We start from the raw sequence: 21,359 nt of genomic DNA on the forward strand, positions 1-21,359 counted from the left end.
TAGAAATAAAGACGTGTACAGATAAAAGTTCTTTGTAATCAATTCTCAGACTTGATTGCAAAGAACTTTTTCTTATGTAATAATGAAGTGAAAGAAATGGGGGGAGAGCCTATGTTTGATATTCAGGAAGAATTAAAAAAGCTGCCTGGGAAACCAGGCGTTTATATTATGCATGATGAGAAAGATGACATCATATACGTTGGGAAAGCGATCAGTCTCAAGAATCGTGTGAGGCAGTATTTTCAGAGCAGCCGGAATAAGGGTGCCAAGATTGAGCAGATGGTGACCCATATCACTCGATTTGAATATATTGTGACGGATTCTGAACTGGAAGCATTAGTACTGGAATGCAATCTGATTAAGGAGCATCGACCGAAATATAACACGATGTTGATGGATGACAAAACGTACCCATTTATTAAAGTAACTGTAGATGAGCCTTATCCCAGGGTGATGATGGCAAGACGCATGGTGAAGGATAAGGCAAAGTATTTTGGACCATATACCAGCGCCGGTGCTGTAAAGGATACAATTGAACTGATTCGTAAGCTTTATCACATACGAAGTTGTAACCGGAAGCTGCCTAAGGATATTGGGAAAGAACGTCCTTGCTTAAATTATCATATCCATCAGTGTAAGGCACCCTGTCAGGGGTATATATCACAGGAAGAGTATCGTGAATCTATCCATGAAGTGGTTCATTTTCTGAACGGAAATTATGACGTAATCTTAAAAGAGTTGGAAGAAAAGATGCAGGCGGCATCAGAAGCGTTAGAATTTGAGAAGGCGATTGAATATCGTGAACTACTCTCTAGCGTGCAGAAGATTGCTCAAAAACAGAAGATTACAGATACAGCAGGAGATGACAGAGATATTCTGGCGGTGGCAGTAGAAGAAGATGATGCAGTTGTACAGGTATTTTTCATACGGGGAGGCAGATTGATCGGAAGAGATCATTTTTATTTAAAAATAGCGAAAGGAGAGACAGAAAAAGAGATTCTGTCCAGCTTTGTGAAGCAGTTTTATGCCGGGACACCGTATATCCCGTCGGAACTGATGCTTCCAGAGGAGATTGAGGACGCAGAAGTTATTGAGGAGTGGCTTGCAAAGAAAAGAGGACATAAAGTTCATCTGAGAGTACCGAAAAAAGGAACGAAAGAAAAACTGGTAGAGCTCGCCAGAAAAAATGCGGCTCTTGTTCTGAGTACAGATAAAGAACGGTTGAAACGGGAAGAAGGACGAACCATCGGCGCTGTAAAAGAATTGGAAAATCTTCTTGGGTTAAAAGGAGTAGTACGGATGGAAGCATATGATATTTCCAATACCAGTGGTTTCGCATCCGTCGGCTCCATGATTGTGTATGAAAAAGGAAAGCCGAAACGTAATGACTACCGTAAATTTAAGATCAAAGGCGTGCAGGGAGCGGATGACTACGCCAGTATGGAAGAAGTTCTGACCAGAAGATTTGAACATGGAATGCGAGAAAAAGAAGAAGGAAAAGATATGGGTGGATTTACCTCTTTTCCTGATCTGATTCTTATGGATGGCGGAAAAGGGCAGGTAAATGTGGCGTTAAAAGTGTTGGATAAACTTCATCTGAATATTCCAGTCTGTGGAATGGTCAAGGATGACAATCACCGTACAAGAGGACTGTATTATCAAAATAAAGAAATTGCTATTGATAAGAATTCTGAGAGCTTCAAATTAATTACCAGAATTCAAGATGAGGCACACAGGTTCGCCATTACTTTCCATCGTAAATTGAGAAGTCAGGGACAGGTACATTCGATTTTGGATGACATTAAGGGAGTAGGGCCGGCTCGTAGAAAGGACTTGATGAAACATTTCGAGAGTATTGATGCAATAAGAAATGCTACAGTGGAACAATTGAAAGAACTCCCTTCTATGAATGAAAAATCAGCACAGGATGTCTATAACTTTTTTCACGAATATGATATAATAAAAAAATAATAATGCGTGGAGGAGAATAATATGGCTAGTAAAGTAGAATTAAAAAAGGTCGTAGAGAAAATGGACCTTAAGAATCTTACGCCAGACGTTGATGTTGAACATATTGCGATCGAGGTTCCGGATATTAATCGACCGGCTCTGCAACTTACAGGATATTTTGAACATTTTGACTCAGACCGTGTTCAATTGATTGGATATGTAGAGTATACTTTTTTGGAGAAGATGGAAGAGGAAAAACGCAAAGAGATTTATGAACAGTTTTTGTCTTATCAGCTTCCATGCGTCATCTTTTCGAGAAATCTGCAGCCTGAACCCATGTTTTTAGAGATGGCGAATCAATCACAGGTTCCGGTATTCGTAACAGAAAAGAAGACTTCTGAGTTTACTGCAGAGATTATTCGTTGGCTGAATGTGGAATTGGCTCCATGTATTTCCATTCACGGAGTGTTGGTAGATGTATATGGCGTTGGTGTCCTGATTATGGGAGAAAGTGGCATTGGCAAGAGTGAAGCAGCGCTTGAGTTGATTAAGCGTGGGCATCGTCTGGTCAGTGATGATGTGGTAGAGCTTCGCAAAGTCAGCGATGTGACTTTGGTCGGGTCAGCACCGGATATTACAAGACATTTTATTGAATTGCGTGGTATCGGTATTGTAGATGTTAAGACTTTATTTGGTGTACAGAGTGTAAGAGAGACTAAGAATATCGATCTTGTTATTACACTGGAGGATTGGAATAAAGAGAAACAATATGATCGTCTTGGCCTTGAGGAAGAGTACACAGAATTCCTTGGCAATAAGGTTTTATGTCATCAGATTCCAATTCGTCCGGGACGTAATCTTGCTATCATTGTTGAGACGGCCGCAATCAATCACAGACAGAAGAAGATGGGTTATAATGCGGCTCAGGAATTATATAAACGTGTACAAGAGAATTTAATAAAAAAATAGGAGGATATGGGAGATGAAATATTGTTTTGGAGTTGATATAGGGGGTACAACTGTAAAAATTGGACTTTTTAAAACAGATGGAGAACTTGTGGATAAATGGGAGATTAAGACTCGTACAGAGAATAAAGGAGAAGCAATTCTTCCGGACATAGCAGAATCTCTCAAGAAAAAGATGGAAGAAAAAGGAATTGAGGCTTCACAGATGAGTGGTATCGGAATAGGAGTACCGGCACCAGTGGATGATAATGGTGTTGTGCAGAATACAGCGAATCTCGGATGGGGCTATAAAGAAGTGAACCGTGAGATGGAAGAGTTGACCGGTCTTAAGGTTGCAGCAGGAAACGACGCGAACGTAGCTGCTCTTGGTGAGATGTGGCTGGGAGCTGGAAAAGGTCAGAAGAATATGATCATGGTTACACTGGGAACCGGTGTCGGCGGCGGAGTCATCGTCAATGGTCATCCGCTGGTAGGTGCTCATGGTGCAGGCGGAGAGATTGGTCATCTTTGTGTGAATTATGAAGAGACTGAACATTGTGGATGTGGAAAAACAGGTTGTCTGGAACAATATGCATCTGCTACAGGAATTGCAAGACTTGCGAAAAAACGTCTGGCAGCTGATGATGCAGCATCTTCTCTTAGAGATAAGAAAGAGATCAGCGCAAAGACAGTGTTCGATGCTCTGAAGGATGGAGATAAGGTCGCAGAAGAAATCGTAGAAGAGTTTGGTGTATACCTTGGACATGCAATGGCTAATCTTGCAGCAGTAGTAGATCCATCTGTAATCGTTATCGGTGGAGGTGTTTCTAAGGCTGGTGAGATTCTTCTTGACTATGTAGAGAAAAACTTCCAGGAAAAAGCATTCTTTGCTAATAAGAATACGGAGTTCGTTCTTGCAACACTCGGAAATGATGCAGGAATCTGTGGGGCAGCAAAGTTAATTCTTTAACGACAGTAGATGATATTTAATATGATATGAATTAAAACAGCAGAATCAAGATTTTGATTCTGCTGTTTTATAATTTCAGAATTATCGCCTATTGGAGAGGAGCTTCACCACCACCAGTGTCTCCGCCGCCACCGCCTGGATCGGTCGGAGTTGTTGGGGTGTCACCACCGCCACCGCCTGGGTCGGTTGGAGTTGTCGGAGTCGTTCCTGGATCTGTCTCGGTATTGTCACCATTCTCTTCGGTTCCCTCTTCTTTCGGTTCTTCCGCTACATGGCCTGGACAGCTTTCCGTTGGCAGTGTATCCGTTGCAAAGTACTCAGTGATACCAGGACAATTTCCGGATACTGCTAATAGACCGGAGATAGAACATATGGTTTTCTGTTGAACGGAAGCAGGCATTGTAAATTCTTTAGTCTCTAGATTTGCATGAACTCTACTCATAATGCTTTTCCAGATTCGGAAACGGAAATTTGTATCATAACTACATTCCTTATTATCGTCATAACCACCCCATACAGCGCAAGTATAATATGGGGTAAATCCACAGAACCATAAGTCCTTGTTAGAGGTTGTAGTACCTGTTTTTCCTGCAACTGGCATGTTTGGTAACTGGCAGGCAGTACCGGTACCGGAATTAACTACATCCTGCATAGCACTGGTCAAAAGTGCGGCGGTACTGTCTTTGATTACTGTACGAGTTTCGCCGGTTCCTTCCAGCAGTACGTTACCATCGTGATCAAGAATCTTAGTATATAAAGTAGGTGTATGATAGACACCGCCATTGGCAATTGTAGCATATGCGGCACACATTTCATAATTGTAGACACCTTCTGTAAGACCGCCAAGTGCAAGTGTCTGTGTAATGTCGCTGTAGATATCGCCATTGATTTCCTTGCTCTTTACCAGAGTAGAAATACCGAATTTTTCACAATATTCAAATCCAAGTTCCTGTGTGATCTCATCACTAAGCTTAACTGCGCATACGTTGATAGACCATGTAATAGCCTTGCGGATCGTTGTGTCTCCACCGTAACGCCCATTGGCATTTCTAAGCACCTGGCCGCCTTTTAAAGTATAAGGCTCATCTTTGATAACGGTAGCTAACGTCTTGCCGCAAGAATCTAAAGCAGGAGCATAAGCAGCAAGTATCTTAAAACAAGAACCAGGCTGACGTTTGGAACCTTTGTAAGCACGATTCAAGCCCAGGCTGGTTGATTTCTCACCGCGGCCTCCGACCATAGCTTTGATCTGTCCGGTAGACTGATCAATAATAGTAACAGAAGCCTGAGGCTGAGGAGAAATATTAACGACTTCATCGTAAGTATCGCCTTCCTGAGCAATGGTTGACTTCCATTCTTCAATCATAGCACGTGCTTCTTCTTCACTGGAATAGAGAAGTCCCTGTTCTTTTCCGTACGTATTCTTCACATATTGTTTGATATGACCGGAACTGTAGTTTTCCACACTTCCATCAGCTCTGGTAACAGTAAGTGCATAATCCAGTCCATATTCTTTTAGTCCGGGATAGTTTGCATCATTATTCATTTCCTCATCACAGATCTGTTGGATTTCTCTGTTCTGAGTAGAGTAGATGCTGAGACCTCCGCTGTATACAGCGTTGTAAGCCTGTGTTTCTGTATATCCAAGCTGTGTTTTTAAATCGTCAATCACTTGTTCTGTCAGGGCGTCTACAAAATAGCTATATGGATTTTCGTCCTGAGCAGCGCTATTTACCGTCTGGATTCGGGAATAGACATCATCTGCTTTAGCTTCATCATAAGCAGCCTGATCTATATATCCTTGCTCCAACATATTCTTCAGTACTTTATCTCTACGCTTTGAATTATCTTCTGGGTTTGTAATTGGGTTGTAGCCAGTAGGATTCTGAGTGATACCGGCAATTACGGCACATTCCGATAAGGTTAATTCGCTGACATCTTTATTGAAATATCGCTTGGCAGCAGCCTGTACACCCAGACAGTTCTGACCAAGGTTGATTGTGTTCAGGTAGCTTTCCATGATGGTATCTTTGTCCATCTGCTTTTCAATCTGTAATGCCAGATACTGTTCCTGGATCTTACGCTGCAGCTTGTCATAGAATGTCTGCTCGTCCATGAAATTAGTAAATACATTATTTTTTATCAGCTGCTGTGTAATGGTACTTGCACCCTGGGAAAAATCACCGGAAGTAATTCCAATTACTGCAGCACGGGCAATACCTTGAAGGTCAATACCATTGTGCTCATAAAAACGTTCATCTTCGATTGCAACAAAGGCATGCTGCAGATCGACAGGTATTTCATCAATAGATTCGTATACACGGTTTGAACCGGAAGATACGAAACGTTCGATCTCTGTTGTACCGTCATCCGCATACACGAAGGTAGTGAATCCTTTCGGTTTTACATCTTCGGGTGAGACTTGGGGGGTATCATCAATGATCTTTTTGACAAATACGCCAACTCCAATGACCCCGACGACCGATACGACTACCAGGCAGAGAAGAAATGCTTTAAAAAGCCGTACGCCTATTCTTTTCCCCTGCATGGTAGATTTGGACGTTATCTTTTTTTGCTTTTGCGAAGCTTTTTTCTTACCATAATTCATGCATTTAGGCCTCCTTCATACCCCGTTATTATACCAAATAACCAATCGTTAATAAAGAAAAAAATGAAAAGTTCATATTTCAGTAGGAAAATCTTAAGAAATTAGGTATAGTAATAGATGAGGATTATGTATTAGGTGTGAAAGGAAGACGATATGTTATCAGAATATAAGGCGGTATATCAAGGCGGAGAGGGAGAAATCGTGGAGAAAAAATCACGGTTTATTGCGACGGTAATTCCGGCTGGATCAGAAGAAGAAGTATTGGCATTTATTGAATCAATCAGAAAAAAATACTGGGATGCCAGACATCATTGCTTTGCTTATGTGATCGGAGAACGCAATGAACTTCAGCGGTGCAGTGATGACGGAGAGCCCAGCGGTACGGCGGGGAAACCCATGTTGGAGGTTCTGCTTGGAGAGGAGATTCATAATGTCGCCGTGGTAGTAACGAGGTATTTTGGAGGGACATTACTGGGAACCGGAGGGCTGGTCCGTGCATATTCAGCTGCAACCAAACAAGGCTTAGCCTCATCTGTGATTATAACCAAAATTCTGGGAGTTAAACTTTGTATTTCAACAGATTATACTGGATTAGGGAAAATTCAATATATTTTAGGGCAGAGAGGGCTTCAGATTCTGGATTCGGTATATACAGATAAAGTGGAATTAGAAGCGTTGATTCCGGAAAATGAGCTTGTGGCAGTGAAGGCGGAGATTACAGAAGGAACTAATGGACAGGCCGTGATGCAAGAGGGAGAGTTTTGTTATTTTGCCAATATAGATGGGACTGTGCAAGTCCTGGAAATCCTGGAAAAATGAGAGGAACGCAATAAACCGAGATGCCACTGCGTTGCATCTCAGTCATGGCTGTCGCCATGAAAAGAGAGCAAAATGAGAGGAACGCAATAAACCGAGATGCCACTGCGTTGCATCTCAGTCATGGCTGTCGCCATGAAAAGAGAGCAAAGTGAGGAGAACGCAATAAACCGAGATGCCACTGCGTTGCATCTCAGTCATGGCTGTCGCCATGAAAAAATACAAAAAAAGGTACCAGAACATAAATGCTCTGGTACCTTTTTCTGTATTTTGTTTATTGCTTGTAGCTTTATGAAAATTCTGGTTCGATTAAGCCGTAGGTTCCATTTTTTCTTTTGTAGACTACGTTGACTTCATCTGTTTCTGCATTGCAGAATACGTAGAAGTCATGTCCGAGAAGTTCCATCTGTACACATGCATCTTCTGGATACATTGGTTTGAATCCAAACTTTTTCGTACGTACGATCTTAATCTCGTTTTCATCCTCTGCAGTGTCTTCTGCGTCAATAAATTCCTGTTTGAAATTGCCGCCTTCCTGATGTCTTGCAATCAATTTGTTTTTATATTTGCGAAGCTGGCGTTCGATGACCTCCTCTACCAGATCAATAGAAACATACATATCATTGCTTTCCTGCTCAGAACGGATAATGTCACCCTTTACAGGGATGGTTACCTCGATTTTCTGACGCTCTTTCTGGATGCTCAATGTTACGTGAATCTCCGTGTCAGAAGTAAAATACCTCTCTAGTTTACCTAATTTGCTTTCAACGGATTCTCTTAAACCAGGTGTTACATCGATGTTTTTCCCAATAATGATAAACTTCATGCTGTCCAACTCCTTTTCGACATAATTTCAGAAGATTAGTCTGACAATTTACGGCAAGACAAGTAATCTATCTGATATATGTAGTATAACACGTTTGAAGACTAATGTATAGCACGTATTACTTCAATTCTTGAAATTTTTCCATCATGTACTTTGGCAATACGAAGACCGACATTTGCAAAATAGACACATGCTCCGACATGACATCCTGTCTCGGTCTCCTCTAGCTTCTGCATGGTCACATCGAGCAAGGTCTCATGTTCCTTATAAGGGATGTGGATATTTAAGAGCTTATTAATAGAGGATACTTTTGTGCTTGCCCGAAAAATGGTGGCCTCAGATATATCAAATTCACAGAAAAGGAACTTTCGTGTGGCAAACAATACTGCAATTGCACATACACCAATCAGGCTTCCCCAGATGGAAGAGTGATCAATGATAATCTGACGGGCAATTGCGAAAAGCAATACTTCAAATACAGTGTTGGGAGTATGATAGTACATCATTCGAATCAGCTCAACACCGATGATAAGGTTGAAGCAGGTTTCAAGAAGATCGTCATAGTTCGGCCAGATACTGAGATCAGGAATATTACCTAAGGAAGCAGCCATTCGGATACATAAAAGAACGATTCCGATGGCCAGCATAATGGAAATAAAGAATTCCAGGATTTCAGTTATTCGTTTCAAAAAATTAGCTATATATTGCTGCATACATTTCTCCTTAATATTTTACTGAATATAAATGGATAGATAACAAGTACCCATAAAACCAGTATAAAATATTCTGCCATTTTTGCCAAGATGGAACTTCCAAAGATCATGGAAAAGCCCTCTTTAATCAAAAGTGCAATGATCAGTCCAATGATTAGCTTCAGAATCTGTGTGACGATATTTCCGGTATGTGTATCGAAATTCATTTTTGTCCGTTCAATGTACCAGCCAATGGCGAATCCAAGGCCTGCACCGGCGGCTTTACAGCAGTCTGTGGCGTATTTTGTCTCAATTGTTCCATTGCTTTTCAGGACAAGAGCATAGGCAGCCACGGCAAATGACAAAAGTGCCAGAATGCTGGCAATCTGTTTCAGATAACGTGAATCATCCAGTAAAAATGTCTGAAGTTTCCAGATAACTAGAGATACCAGAATAGAAATCAGCATGGATACCAATACATCCTTTGGTGTGTGGCATCCCAGATACATTCTGGAAAAACCGATAGACAAAAAGGCAAGGATGCAGAGAATTTTGCACCAAATATTTTGAGCCTTTAAAGCCAGTGGAAAAAACAGACAGGTGGCTCCTTGTGTGTGACCGCTTGGAAAAGAATATCCGGTCGCGCCTGGGACGGCGCTCTTTACAGCTGTAAAATCTGGATCCAGAATCCAGGGCCTTGGGATACGGAAAGTGATTTTCAGGGATTGAACACACAAGCCGGCAGTAAAATACGTAAATCCCAGGAGATAAGCAAAGCGCTTATCCGCGCACCAGTAAAGTACGCAGATAACCGCTATGATAATCAGTTCCTGGCCAAAATAAGTGATTAGTTGCATCAATTTATCTAAGAAAGGAGTGCGAATTCCTTCCAACAGCCATAAAAATGTCATTATTTATTTCCTCGTTTTCTCATCTTAGGATCTAAGATTTTTTTGCGGATTCTAAGGGTTTTTGGAGTTACTTCCAGTAATTCATCGGTATCAATAAAGTCAAGTGCTTCTTCCAGACTGAGGATTTTTGGCGGTGTCAGGCGAAGGGCTTCGTCTGCACTGGAAGAACGAGTGTTGGTAAGATGTTTGGTCTTACATACATTGACTTCGATATCATCGGTCTTTGCATTTTCTCCGATAACCATACCGGAATATACTTTTTCTCCAGGTCCGATAAAAAGGACACCACGTTCCTGAGCACTGAATAATCCATAAGTGACAGATTCTCCGGTCTCATAAGCAATCAGAGAACCTTGTTTACGATACTGAATATCACCTTTATATGGAGCATATCCATCAAAAGCTGTATTCATAATACCATTTCCTTTGGTATCTGTTAAAAATTCACCGCGGTAACCAATCAATCCACGGGCTGGAATTCGGAATTCCAGACGGGTATAACCACCATTGGAGGTTCCCATATTCTGCAATTCACCTTTTCTTTGACTGAGTTTATCGATGACAGTACCGGTGAATTCATCTGGGACATCAATGTAAGCTGCCTCCATAGGTTCTAGTAATTTACCGTTCTCATCTTTTTTATACAGAACCTCAGCCTTGCTGACTGCAAATTCGTATCCTTCACGGCGCATATTTTCGATTAATACAGACAGATGCAGCTCGCCACGTCCAGATACTTTAAAGCTGTCGGTGTTGTCCATTTCTTCAACTCGAAGGCTGACATCTGTGTTTAATTCTCGGAACAGACGGTCACGTAAGTGGCGGGAAGTCACATATTTTCCTTCCAGACCTGCAAATGGACTGTCATTTACAATAAATTGCATTGCGATTGTAGGTTCTGAAATCTTCTGAAAAGGAATTGCTTTTGGATTTTCAGGAGAACAGATCGTATCTCCGATAGAAATGTCGGAGATTCCAGAAATAGCAACAATAGATCCAATCGTAGCCTCCTTTACCTCTACTTTATTCAGACCGTCAAATTCATATAGTTTGCTGATACGGACTTTTTCCTGACGTTCTGGATCATGTTCATTTACAACAATGGCATCCATACCAACTCTGATCGTACCGTTATCTACTTTTCCGACGCCGATACGACCTACATATTCGTTATAATCAATGGTGCTGATCAGTACTTGTGTGTCTGCATCAGGATCTCCTTCCGGTGCAGGAATGTAACTTAAAATGGTCTCGAAGAGAGGCTTCATGTCACGCTCTTCATCGGTCAGATCCAATACAGCAACACCTGCTTTAGCAGATGCATAGACGAAAGGACAGTCAAGTTGTTCATCAGAAGCATCAAGATCCATGAATAATTCTAAGACCTCGTCAATAACTTCATCGGGTCTTGCTTCTGGACGGTCAATCTTGTTGATACAAACGATTACTGGCAGATCTAATTCCAGAGCCTTGCGCAGTACGAATTTGGTCTGCGGCATGGCACCTTCAAAAGCATCAACTACCAGAACAACACCATTTACCATTTTTAAGACACGTTCTACTTCGCCGCCGAAGTCAGCATGTCCAGGGGTGTCAATGATGTTGATTTTTGTGTTTTTATAATATACGGCAGTGTTCTTGGAAAGAATCGTAATTCCACGTTCTCTTTCAATATCGTTAGAGTCCATGACGCGCTCTTCTACTTCCTGGTTTTCTCGGAATACACCGCTTTGTTTTAAAAGTTCATCTACTAATGTTGTTTTACCATGGTCGACATGGGCGATAATGGCTATATTACGTACATCTTCACGTTTTGTATTCATACCAATCTTCCTTTTCTCTACCTATTAATATATGCAACTTTATTAGTTTATCACATTTCGAAAAATTTACAAGTATTTTAGTTCTAAAATAGTAACTCCCTTCATAGACTATGTAATGACCCTGCAAAACTATGGGAATTTTCGCAGGATGCTTGACAACTCAAAATACGATTCAGAGGAAGGGAGATTGTAAAATTATGTCAGATAAGATTATTGAAAACAACCAGGTAACGATTATGGGAGAGATTGCATCACCTTTTACATTCAGCCATGAGGTGTACGGAGAGGGCTTTTATATGGTGGATGTTAATGTAAAACGTCTCAGTAATTCGGAAGACCGGATTCCGCTTATGATCTCAGAACGCCTGATTGATGTGACGCAGGATTATACGGGAGAATTCATTATGGTTAGTGGACAGTTCCGCTCTTATAACAGACATGATGAACAAAAGAACCGTCTGGTTCTGTCGGTGTTTGTAAGAGAAGCAGAATTTATTGATGAGGAACTGGATGGAGCAAAGACGAATAATATTTTTCTGGATGGCTATATCTGTAAATTGCCAGTGTATCGAAAGACACCACTTGGAAGAGAGATTGCAGACCTGTTGCTGGCTGTCAACCGGCCATATGGCAAATCAGATTACATACCATGCATTTGTTGGGGAAGAAATGCAAGATTTGCTTCGGCTTTTGAAGTTGGTGAGCATGTTCAGATTATTGGACGGATTCAGAGTAGGGAATATATTAAGAAACTGACGGAGACAGAGACTGAGAAAAGAACGGCATATGAAGTATCTGTCAGCAAGCTGGAATGTCTGGAAGATTAAGAATCCGGCAGAGACTTTCATTGACATCATATTTGATTGATGGTAGAATTTCAATAGATTATTATGAAAGTCAGGAGGATTACTATGTCTATTTTTACAGGTGCCGGCGTGGCAATCGTCACACCATTTAATGAAGATGAAAGTATTAATTATGATAAACTGGATGAATTAATTGATTATCACTGCGCGAATGGAACAGACAGCATTGTTATCTGCGGAACGACCGGAGAGTCTGCTACTATGACAGAAGAGGAACATGCAGAGTGTGTCAGATTCACGATTGAAAGAGCAAAAGGAAGAATTCCGGTGATTGCGGGAACAGGTTCTAACTGCACAAGAACAGCAATTGAATTGTCTAAGGATGCGGCAGAACATGGAGCAGATGGTCTTTTGCTTGTAACACCTTATTACAATAAGGCAACTCAGGCAGGATTGATTGCTCACTATACGGCTGTGGCAAAAGAGGTAAAAACTCCGATTATCATGTATAGTGTTGCCAGCAGAACTGGTTGTAATATTGAACCGGCAACGGTGGCAGAACTCGTAAAAAATGTTGACAATATCGTAGGAGTAAAAGAAGCTTCCGGTAATATATCACAGGTGGCAAAGATCATGTCTCTGACAGATGGCAACATTGATCTGTATTCTGGAAATGATGACCAGATCGTACCGTTACTTTCTCTTGGGGCAAAAGGTGTCATTTCTGTTCTCTCTAATGTTGCACCACAGGAGACACATGATATCTGTGCAAAGTTCTTTGAAGGGGATGTGGCAGGAAGCGCAGCACTTCAGTTAAAGGCAATTCCGTTGATTGAACAGTTATTCTGTGAAGTAAATCCGATTCCGGTTAAAAAAGCAATGGCATTGATGGGTAAGGATTGTGGACCGCTTCGTATGCCATTGACAGAACTGACTCCAGAGCATGAGAAGGCTTTGGCACAGGCGATGCAGGATTTTGGAATTCAATTGGCATAAGGCAGGAGGACTGAAGATGATACGCGCAATTATGCATGGATGCAATGGCAGAATGGGGCAGGTGATCACGGGCCTTGTCAAAGCAGATGAAGCAATAGAATTTGTGGCAGGAATTGATACATATACCGGTCTTGCTAATGATTATCCGGTATTTGACAGCATTGAAAAATGTGATGTAAAAGCAGATGTTGTCATTGATTTTTCCAATGCAGCAGCTGCAGATGAGCTTCTTGATTATTGTGTGAAGAAGCAGATACCGGTAGTTTTATGTACGACCGGACTGTCTGAGGAACAGCTTGCAAAAGTAGAAGAAGCGTCCAAAAAGGTTGCAGTTTTGAAGTCGGCGAATATGTCGCTGGGGATCAATCTGCTTATGAAACTTTTAAAAGATGCAACGAAAGTACTGGCACCGGCAGGATTTGATATTGAACTGGTGGAAAAGCATCATAACCAGAAACTGGATGCACCGAGTGGAACCGCACTTGCACTGGCTGATTCTATTAATGAATCAATGAATAATGAATATACTTATGTGTATGACAGAAGTCAGGTGCGCAAGAAGCGTGATCAGAAAGAGATAGGGATCTCGGCTGTTCGTGGCGGAACAATTGTCGGGGATCATGAAGTGATCTACGCAGGGGCTGATGAAGTTATCGAATTCAAACATACTGCTTATTCAAAAGCTGTGTTTGGAAAAGGTGCAGTTGAAGCAGCCAAATTCCTTGCTGGAAAACCAGCTGGAAGATACGATATGTCCGATGTAATTCAGTTCTAGAGGAACTGTATTATAAATTTACTGGGAACGGGTAACCCACATGGAGAGGTTTTGGTTTTCTAGCGAGCGAAGCGAGCAAAATGGAGGATTTTATGAAAGAGTTAGAGGTACGTTATTTAGAAAGACTTTCTCAACTTTATCCAACCATCGCTAAAGCGTCGACAGAGATTATTAACTTACAGGCGATTCTGAATTTGCCGAAAGGCACAGAGCATTTTCTTACGGATATTCATGGGGAATATGAGGCATTTTCTCATGTATTGAAGAATGGCTCTGGTTCCGTGCGCCGTAAAATCGACGATGTATTCGGGAATACTATGAGTAGCAGGGATAAACAGACCCTTGCTACTCTTATTTATTATCCGAAAGAAAAGATGGATCGGATCAAGAAGGAAGAAGAGAACATGGAAGACTGGTATAAGATTACTCTGTATCGGTTGATTGAGATCTGCAAATGTGCGGCAAGTAAATATACCCGGTCAAAAGTCAGAAAAGCATTGCCGGCAGATTTTGCTTATGTAATTGAAGAATTGATTACGGAAAAGGCGGATATCAGCGATAAGGAATCTTATTACAATGCAATCGTAAGTACGATTATCAGAATAGGAAGAGCAGAAGAATTTATTATTGCTTTGAGCGAACTGATTCAGCGGTTAACGGTGGATCATCTGCATATTGTTGGGGATATTTTCGACAGAGGTCCAGGACCACATATTATCATGGATAAATTAATGGAGTATCACTCTATTGATATTCAATGGGGAAATCATGATGTATTGTGGATGGGAGCTGCAGCAGGACAGAGAGGCTGTATTGCCAATGTGATCCGTATCTGTGCGAGATATGGAAATCTGGACATTCTGGAAGATGCATATGGAATCAATCTGCTTCCGCTTGCAACCTTTGCACTGAATGTATATAAGGATGATCCGTGCGAATGTTTCCAGCTGAAGGCTGATTCCGGACATACACCAGGAGAGAAACTGATGAATATCAAGATGCATAAGGCAATTTCAATCATTCAGTTCAAAGTGGAAGGACAGATTATCAAGAAGAATCCGGGATTTAAGATGGAACAGAGAAATCTTTTGCATCATATTGATTATGAAGCTGGAACGATTGAATTGGATGGTAAGACATATGAACTTCTGGACAAGAATTTCCCGACGATTGATCCGAAGAAACCTTATGCGCTGACGAAAGAAGAAGAAGATATTATGGAAAGACTGGAGCGGGCTTTCCTGAATTGTGAAAAGTTACAGCGCCATATGAGGTTCCTGTTGAATAAAGGTGGATTATATAAAGTATATAATAACAATCTTCTGTATCATGGATGTGTTCCTCTGAATGAAGATGGCAGCTTGAAAAATGTTCGTATCTATGGGCATTCCTATAAAGGAAAAGGTTTGTATGAGGTTCTGGAAAGCTATGTCCGCAAAGGATTCTATGCGCTGGATGGCAAAGAAAAGGAACGCGGTAAGGATATGATGTGGTATATCTGGCTGAGTGAAAATTCTCCGTTATTCGGCAAGGATAAGATGGCAACCTTTGAACGATATTTCCTTGCGGAAAAAGAGACACATAAAGAGAAGAAGAATCCATATTATTGTCTGTTAGAGAATGAAAAAGTTGTGGATAGGATCATGGATGAATTCGGACTCCAGAATGAATGCAGACATATTATTAACGGACATGTGCCGGTGAAGACGAAGAATGGAGAGAGTCCGATCAAATGTGGCGGTAAAGTGCTGGTCATTGACGGAGGATTTTCCAGGGCATACCAAAAAGAAACCGGAATTGCCGGATATACACTGATCTATAATTCTTATGGTCTGATTCTTGCGGCTCATGAGCCGTTCGAGTCAACCGAGGCGGCAATTGAAAAGGAAAGTGATATTCATTCAGACAGTATTGTCGTAAAAAGAGTATTGGAACGGAAACTGGTAGGGGATACAGATGTCGGAAAAGATCTGAAGGAACAGATTGAAGATCTGGAGTGTCTGTTGGAAGCTTATCGAAGTGGTAAAATTGCAGAACGTTTATAATGTAAAAATATCCCAGTCACAAACAAGTATAGAATTCTATGATTTGCAAATATTACTAGCAACAAGTAATACTTGATTATAGATGAATATACATGAAAGGGAGATTAAGACATGAAACAGTTCAAAAAATTAGTATTGATTCTTATGTGCACTGGAGTGATGATGGGAATAACTGCATGTGGCAGCAATGGAAACGCAGATGATAATGCGGCAAATAACAACGCAGCGACAGATCAGAACAATACGACCAACGGTGCAACAGATGGTACCACGTATGATAACAATAATAATGGAGTTGCCGATGAGATTGGTGATGATATCCGTGACGGTGTAGATGATGTGGGAGATGCGCTGAATGGAAATGGAACCAACGAAAACGGAAACAATACGAATGACAATGTCAATAACACAAACGACAATGTCAATAATAATACAACAGAAAAGCGATAGTGTATTCAATCAGCAGGACATGTAATGTGCCCTGCTGATTTGCTAAAATCAGAGATTTTATGATCATATATAGTTTTTTTTGCTTTAGTGTGATAAAATATCACGATAAGAATGATATTTGCGAGGAGATACATAAGTATGAGATTCAGACCATGTATTGACATACACAATGGAAAAGTAAAACAGATCGTAGGCGGTAGCCTGACGGATGAAAACGATCAGGCGGTTGAGAATTTTTCCGCTGTTCAGGATGCGGATTATTTTGCACGTTTGTACCGAAAGGATGGATTAAAAGGTGGACATGTGATTCTTCTGAATCCGCCGTCTTCCCAATACTATGAACAGACAAAAGTACAGGCTCTGAAGGCATTGGAGGCATATCCTGGAGGACTTCAGATTGGCGGAGGCATTACTTCTGAGAATGCAGAAGAATATATCGGTGCAGGTGCAAGTCATGTCATTGTGACTTCTTATGTATTCCAGGATGGAATCATCCGATGGGACCGAATGGATAGCTTACGCAGAACTGTCGGAAAAGAGCATGTTGTCATTGATCTGAGTTGCCGGAAAAGGGACGGGGAATATTATATAGTGACAAACCGATGGCAGACATTTACACAGGTAAAACTGGATCCGGAAGTGTTATATAGAATCGCAGAATATTGTGATGAATTTCTGGTACATGGAGTAGACGTAGAAGGAAAAGCTTCCGGCGTGGAAGAGGAACTGATTGCGATCTTATGCAGCCAAGATCAGATCCCCATCACATATGCAGGTGGAATCGGAAGCCTGGAGGATCTGAAGCATTTTCAGACGATTTCCCAGGGGAAACTGGACTTTACCATTGGAAGCGCGTTGGATCTGTTTGGAGGGAAGATCCCTTATCAGACGTTGAAGCACTTTAGCTGTCAGGCATCCGAAGAGAGTTGCGGGAAAATTAACAGTTTGTAAATACTTTATGAATTTGTTGAATTGAAATATAGATAGTGTTAGAATGAGGGATAGAGTGGTCATATTATGACCAAATGAATGACAAGGAGCATTAAGTCAATATGGGTTTAATACAGAAAATTTTCGGAACACATAGTGAAAATGAGTTAAAGAGAATCTATCCAATTGTGGATGCAATCGAGGCGCTGGAGCCAGAGATGCAGAAGCTTTCGGACAACGAATTAAAAGATAAGACCAGAGAATTTAAAGAAAGGCTTGCAGGCGGAAAGACATTGGATGATATCCTTCCGGAAGCGTTTGCAGTCGTAAGAGAAGCTGCTTACCGTTCTCTTGGTATGAAGCATTACCGCGTACAGTTGATCGGAGGTATTATTCTTCATCAGGGACGTATCGCGGAGATGAAGACCGGTGAAGGAAAGACTCTGGTATCGACATTGCCGGCATATCTGAATGCGTTGACCGGCGAAGGTGTAAATATTGTCACTGTCAACGATTATCTGGCAAAGCGTGATGCGGAATGGATGGGAAAAGTACATGAATTTCTTGGCCTTACCGTAGGTGTTGTATTGAATGGCATGGATAATGATGAACGCCGTGCTGCTTATAATTGCGATATCACATATGTCACGAACAATGAGCTTGGTTTTGATTATCTGAGAGATAATATGGTCATTTACAAGGAACAACTGGTACAGAGGGGATTGAAGTATGCCATTATCGATGAAGTAGACTCTGTGTTGATCGATGAAGCCAGGACTCCGTTGATCATATCAGGACAGAGTGGAAAATCTACTAGGCTCTATGATGCATGTGATATTCTGGCACGTCAGCTGGAACGTGGCGAGGCAAGCGGAGAGTTCACCAAGATGAATGCCATCATGGGAGAAGATATTGAAGAAACAGGCGATTTTATCGTTAATGAAAAGGAGAAGAATATCAACCTGACAGAAGATGGTGTGAAGAAGGTTGAGCAGTTCTTCCATATTGATAACCTTGCTGATCCGGAAAATCTTGAGATTCAGCACAATATTATTCTTGCACTTCGCGCTCATAACCTGATGTTCAGAGATAAGGATTATGTAGTAAAAGATGACGAAGTTCTGATCGTAGATGAGTTTACCGGACGTATAATGCCGGGACGTCGTTATTCCGACGGACTTCATCAGGCGATTGAAGCAAAAGAACATGTAAAAGTAAGAAGAGAAAGCAAGACTCTGGCGACCATTACTTTCCAGAATCTGTTTAATAAATTCGCCAAGAAGGCAGGTATGACTGGTACTGCTCTGACAGAAGAACAGGAATTCCGTCAGATCTATGGCATGGATGTTATTGAGATTCCAACCAATGTTCCGGTTATTCGAAAAGACCTTGAAGATGCGGTATATAAGACACAAAAAGAAAAATTTAAGGCAGTATGTGATGCCATTGAAGAGGCACATGCAAGGCATCAGCCTGTACTGGTAGGTACCATTACGATTGAGAATTCTGAATTATTGAGTGGCATGTTAAAAAGACGTGGCATTAAACATAACGTGTTGAATGCGAAGTTCCATGAGATGGAAGCTGAGATCGTTGCCCAGGCAGGTGTCCATGATGCTGTAACGATTGCAACTAACATGGCAGGTCGTGGTACAGATATTAAACTGGATGAAGAAGCAAGAGAAGCTGGAGGATTGAAGATTATTGGTACGGAACGTCATGAATCCAGACGAATTGACAATCAGCTGCGCGGACGTTCCGGACGTCAGGGAGATCCGGGAGAGTCCCGTTTCTATATTTCGCTGGAAGATGATCTGATGCGTCTGTTCGGATCTGAAAGATTGATGAGTGTATTTACCACCCTGGGAGTAGAAGAAGGAGAACAGATTGAGCATAAGATGCTGTCCAGTGCAATTGAAAAAGCACAGCAGAAGATAGAAAGCAATAACTTTGGGATTCGTAAGAATCTGTTAGAATATGATCAGGTCATGAATGAGCAGAGAGAGATCATCTATGAAGAGAGACGACGTGTTCTGGATGGTGAGAACATGCGTGATTCTATCTTCCATATGATCAATGATTATGTGGAGAATATTGTAGATATGGTCATCAGTGCTGATCAGGATTATGATGAGTGGAATCTTGCAGAGTTAAATCTTACCATTCATAATACGATCCCGATGGCGCCTGTTACAGAAGAAGATGTCAAAGACATAAGCCAGAAAGAGTTGAAGCATCTTTTGAAAGAGCGTGCTACAAAGGCATATGAAGCCAAGGAATCTGAATTCCCGGAACCAGAGCATATTCGTGAAATCGAACGTGTTATTCTGCTTAAAGTCATAGATGCAAAATGGATGGATCATATTGACGATATGGATCAGCTGCGTCAAGGAATCGGCCTTCAGGCCTATGGACAGAGAGATCCAAAAGTAGAATATAAGATGATTGGGTACGACATGTTCGATCATATGACAAAGAGTATCACGGAAGATACGATTCGCGCGCTGTTCCATGTGAAGATTGAACAGAAGGTAGAGAGAGAACAGGTAGCGAAGGTAACTGGAACCAATAAGGATGAAAGTACTGTTCGTGCTCCTAAGAAGCGTGCAGAGAAGAAAGTATATCCGAATGATCCATGTCCATGCGGAAGTGGAAAGAAGTACAAGCAGTGTTGTGGACGTAAAAAATAGAAAGAGGTGAAAAAGTGGTTGAATTAGATCAGTTTAAAGTTGTTATGAATGCCTATGAAGAGCCTCTTGCCGAGATGAGGGATTCACTTTGACCTGGAAGGCAAGGAAAGACGGATAGAAGAACTGGAACGAAAGATAGAAGAACCTGGGTTCTGGGATAATCCAGAAGAGTCTCAGCGATTTATGAAAGAACTGAAAAGTCTTCAGGATATGGTAAAGATCATTCACGAATTATATGCTTCTTATGATGATATCAATCTGTTGATTGAGATGGCATATGAAGAAAACGATCCTTCGATGCCAAAAGAGATTGAAAAAGAGATTCAGGAGTTTGAAGAAGCGTTCGAATCGTTACGGATTCAGACATTGTTGTCTGGTGAGTATGATTCCTGTAATGCAATTTTTACGATTCATGCAGGTGCCGGAGGAACGGAATCCTGCGACTGGGCCAGCATGCTCTATCGAATGTACAGCCGCTGGGCAGAACGAAAAGGATTTACGATTCAGGTGTTGGATTATCTGGATGGAGATATTACAGGAATTAAGACGGTTACATTCGAGGTGAATGGTGAAAATGCTTACGGGTATCTAAAGTCGGAAAAAGGCGTTCACAGACTTGTGAGAATATCGCCATTCAATGCGGCTGGAAAAAGACAGACATCCTTTGCATCCTGTGATGTAGTGCCAGACATTGAAGATGAGATAGATATTGAGATTGCCGATGATGATCTGAAGATAGATACCTATCGTGCCAGCGGAGCGGGTGGGCAGCATGTCAACAAGACGTCTTCTGCGATTCGAATCACGCATCTTCCCACAGGGATTGTGGTACAATGCCAGAATGAACGTTCTCAGCATTTTAATAAAGAAAAAGCAATGCAGATGCTGAAGGTAAAACTTCAGCTCATGAAAGAGCAGGAACAGGCAGAAAAAGTATCAGATATCCGAGGTGAAGTAAAAGAAATTGGATTTGGCAATCAGATTCGTTCTTATGTTATGCAGCCATACACATTGGTGAAAGATCACAGAACGAATGTGGAGAGCAGCAATGTGAATGCGGTATTAGATGGCAATATTGATATATTCATAAATGCATATCTGAAAGAAACTGTAAGATAATTGAGGG

Annotated in this window: 17 protein-coding genes; 12 read left to right on the top strand and 5 right to left on the bottom strand. The window is 41.4% G+C overall.

The window, feature by feature from the left end; translation table 11 throughout:
- Positions 1-111 precede the first annotated feature (111 nt).
- Genes uvrC through ACQRBH_RS09215 form a run of 3 tightly spaced genes read left to right on the top strand, consistent with a single transcriptional unit; the run spans position 112 to position 3,865 of the window.
- Positions 112-1,971 (top strand): excinuclease ABC subunit UvrC, encoded by a 1,860-nt coding sequence (uvrC, locus tag ACQRBH_RS09205; protein ID WP_427761443.1) that lies wholly within the window; start codon positions 112-114, stop codon positions 1,969-1,971.
- Positions 1,972-1,992: 21 nt separating this feature from the next.
- A complete protein-coding gene (gene hprK, locus ACQRBH_RS09210) occupies positions 1,993-2,919 on the top strand; it encodes an HPr(Ser) kinase/phosphatase (protein WP_235231726.1) in 927 nt (308 codons plus the stop codon).
- Positions 2,920-2,932: 13 nt separating this feature from the next.
- Positions 2,933-3,865 carry an ROK family glucokinase gene (locus ACQRBH_RS09215; protein WP_347376464.1) on the top strand — a complete coding sequence of 311 codons (933 nt, stop codon included), beginning with the start codon at positions 2,933-2,935 and terminating at the stop codon, positions 3,863-3,865.
- An 88-nt stretch (positions 3,866-3,953) separates the two neighbouring features.
- Here the strand turns inward: ACQRBH_RS09215 and ACQRBH_RS09220 are convergent, their stop codons facing one another.
- A complete protein-coding gene (locus ACQRBH_RS09220) occupies positions 3,954-6,473 on the bottom strand; it encodes a transglycosylase domain-containing protein (protein WP_427761444.1) in 2,520 nt (839 codons plus the stop codon).
- Between the two features lie 153 nt (positions 6,474-6,626).
- Between ACQRBH_RS09220 and ACQRBH_RS09225 the strand changes: the two genes are divergently transcribed.
- Complete coding sequence (locus tag ACQRBH_RS09225) at positions 6,627-7,292, top strand: YigZ family protein (RefSeq protein ID WP_427742840.1); 666 nt, start codon at positions 6,627-6,629, stop codon at positions 7,290-7,292.
- A 286-nt stretch (positions 7,293-7,578) separates the two neighbouring features.
- Here the strand turns inward: ACQRBH_RS09225 and hpf are convergent, their stop codons facing one another.
- From hpf to typA, 4 genes are all read right to left on the bottom strand, one after another.
- Positions 7,579-8,115: a ribosome hibernation-promoting factor, HPF/YfiA family gene (gene hpf / locus ACQRBH_RS09230; protein WP_235231721.1), complete on the bottom strand. Its 537-nt coding sequence runs from the start codon at positions 8,113-8,115 to the stop codon at positions 7,579-7,581.
- Positions 8,116-8,216: 101 nt separating this feature from the next.
- Positions 8,217-8,828, bottom strand: a complete 612-nt coding sequence (locus tag ACQRBH_RS09235) for a transporter (RefSeq protein WP_235231719.1) — start codon at positions 8,826-8,828, stop codon at positions 8,217-8,219.
- The gene (locus ACQRBH_RS09240) at positions 8,813-9,718 is read right to left on the bottom strand and encodes a phosphatase PAP2 family protein (protein ID WP_427761445.1); all 906 of its coding nucleotides are present in this window, start codon (positions 9,716-9,718) and stop codon (positions 8,813-8,815) included. The genes ACQRBH_RS09235 and ACQRBH_RS09240 overlap by 16 nt, the downstream gene beginning before the upstream one ends.
- Positions 9,718-11,541 carry a translational GTPase TypA gene (gene typA, locus ACQRBH_RS09245; RefSeq protein WP_427761446.1) on the bottom strand — a complete coding sequence of 608 codons (1,824 nt, stop codon included), beginning with the start codon at positions 11,539-11,541 and terminating at the stop codon, positions 9,718-9,720. Before typA ends, ACQRBH_RS09240 begins: the two co-directional genes overlap by 1 nt.
- A 197-nt stretch (positions 11,542-11,738) precedes the next feature.
- Between typA and ACQRBH_RS09250 the strand changes: the two genes are divergently transcribed.
- The 8 genes from ACQRBH_RS09250 to prfB all read left to right on the top strand — a co-directional run bounded on the left by ACQRBH_RS09250 (position 11,739) and on the right by prfB (position 21,352).
- Complete coding sequence (locus tag ACQRBH_RS09250) at positions 11,739-12,368, top strand: single-stranded DNA-binding protein (RefSeq protein ID WP_235231715.1); 630 nt, start codon at positions 11,739-11,741, stop codon at positions 12,366-12,368.
- An 84-nt stretch (positions 12,369-12,452) separates the two neighbouring features.
- Positions 12,453-13,343: a 4-hydroxy-tetrahydrodipicolinate synthase gene (dapA, locus tag ACQRBH_RS09255; protein WP_427761447.1), complete on the top strand. Its 891-nt coding sequence runs from the start codon at positions 12,453-12,455 to the stop codon at positions 13,341-13,343.
- 16 nt (positions 13,344-13,359) lie between these two features.
- Positions 13,360-14,118 carry a 4-hydroxy-tetrahydrodipicolinate reductase gene (gene dapB / locus ACQRBH_RS09260; protein ID WP_427761448.1) on the top strand — a complete coding sequence of 253 codons (759 nt, stop codon included), beginning with the start codon at positions 13,360-13,362 and terminating at the stop codon, positions 14,116-14,118.
- A gap of 92 nt (positions 14,119-14,210) precedes the next feature.
- Positions 14,211-16,163 carry a fructose-1,6-bisphosphatase gene (locus tag ACQRBH_RS09265; protein WP_427761449.1) on the top strand — a complete coding sequence of 651 codons (1,953 nt, stop codon included), beginning with the start codon at positions 14,211-14,213 and terminating at the stop codon, positions 16,161-16,163.
- A gap of 111 nt (positions 16,164-16,274) precedes the next feature.
- Positions 16,275-16,613 carry a hypothetical protein gene (locus tag ACQRBH_RS09270; RefSeq protein WP_235231710.1) on the top strand — a complete coding sequence of 113 codons (339 nt, stop codon included), beginning with the start codon at positions 16,275-16,277 and terminating at the stop codon, positions 16,611-16,613.
- Between the two features lie 138 nt (positions 16,614-16,751).
- A complete protein-coding gene (gene hisA / locus ACQRBH_RS09275; protein WP_427742833.1) occupies positions 16,752-17,564 on the top strand; it encodes a phosphoribosylformimino-5-aminoimidazole carboxamide ribotide isomerase in 813 nt (270 codons plus the stop codon).
- A 101-nt stretch (positions 17,565-17,665) separates the two neighbouring features.
- Entirely contained in the window at positions 17,666-20,233 is a 2,568-nt protein-coding gene (secA, locus tag ACQRBH_RS09280) for a preprotein translocase subunit SecA (protein ID WP_427761450.1), read from the top strand.
- Between the two features lie 14 nt (positions 20,234-20,247).
- Positions 20,248-21,352, top strand: a protein-coding gene (gene prfB, locus ACQRBH_RS09285) for a peptide chain release factor 2 (protein WP_420370566.1) whose coding sequence is annotated in 2 segments (ribosomal slippage) — positions 20,248-20,310 and positions 20,312-21,352 — 1,104 coding nt in all. Because the reading frame shifts where the segments join, the coding sequence is not laid out codon by codon here.
- Positions 21,353-21,359 lie beyond the last annotated feature (7 nt).

This window comes from Bariatricus sp. SGI.161 (assembly GCF_050313695.1).
In the GTDB taxonomy this organism is placed as follows: domain Bacteria; phylum Bacillota; class Clostridia; order Lachnospirales; family Lachnospiraceae; genus JAFBIX01.

Bases quoted from the DNA above. Each gene is read 5' to 3' on its own strand.
- hprK (WP_235231726.1), top strand. From the start codon at position 1,993: ATGGCTAGTAAAGTAGAATTAAAAAAGGTCGTAGAGAAAATGGACCTT.
- ACQRBH_RS09240 (WP_427761445.1), bottom strand. From the start codon at position 9,718: ATGACATTTTTATGGCTGTTGGAAGGAATTCGCACTCCTTTCTTAGAT.
- dapA (WP_427761447.1), top strand. From the start codon at position 12,453: ATGTCTATTTTTACAGGTGCCGGCGTGGCAATCGTCACACCATTTAAT.
- secA (WP_427761450.1), top strand. From the start codon at position 17,666: ATGGGTTTAATACAGAAAATTTTCGGAACACATAGTGAAAATGAGTTA.
- dapB (WP_427761448.1), top strand. From the start codon at position 13,360: ATGATACGCGCAATTATGCATGGATGCAATGGCAGAATGGGGCAGGTG.
- ACQRBH_RS09235 (WP_235231719.1), bottom strand. From the start codon at position 8,828: ATGCAGCAATATATAGCTAATTTTTTGAAACGAATAACTGAAATCCTG.
- ACQRBH_RS09215 (WP_347376464.1), top strand. From the start codon at position 2,933: ATGAAATATTGTTTTGGAGTTGATATAGGGGGTACAACTGTAAAAATT.
- ACQRBH_RS09220 (WP_427761444.1), bottom strand. From the start codon at position 6,473: ATGAATTATGGTAAGAAAAAAGCTTCGCAAAAGCAAAAAAAGATAACG.
- hpf (WP_235231721.1), bottom strand. From the start codon at position 8,115: ATGAAGTTTATCATTATTGGGAAAAACATCGATGTAACACCTGGTTTA.
- uvrC (WP_427761443.1), top strand. From the start codon at position 112: ATGTTTGATATTCAGGAAGAATTAAAAAAGCTGCCTGGGAAACCAGGC.
- typA (WP_427761446.1), bottom strand. From the start codon at position 11,541: ATGAATACAAAACGTGAAGATGTACGTAATATAGCCATTATCGCCCAT.
- hisA (WP_427742833.1), top strand. From the start codon at position 16,752: ATGAGATTCAGACCATGTATTGACATACACAATGGAAAAGTAAAACAG.
- ACQRBH_RS09250 (WP_235231715.1), top strand. From the start codon at position 11,739: ATGTCAGATAAGATTATTGAAAACAACCAGGTAACGATTATGGGAGAG.
- ACQRBH_RS09270 (WP_235231710.1), top strand. From the start codon at position 16,275: ATGAAACAGTTCAAAAAATTAGTATTGATTCTTATGTGCACTGGAGTG.
- ACQRBH_RS09225 (WP_427742840.1), top strand. From the start codon at position 6,627: ATGTTATCAGAATATAAGGCGGTATATCAAGGCGGAGAGGGAGAAATC.
- ACQRBH_RS09265 (WP_427761449.1), top strand. From the start codon at position 14,211: ATGAAAGAGTTAGAGGTACGTTATTTAGAAAGACTTTCTCAACTTTAT.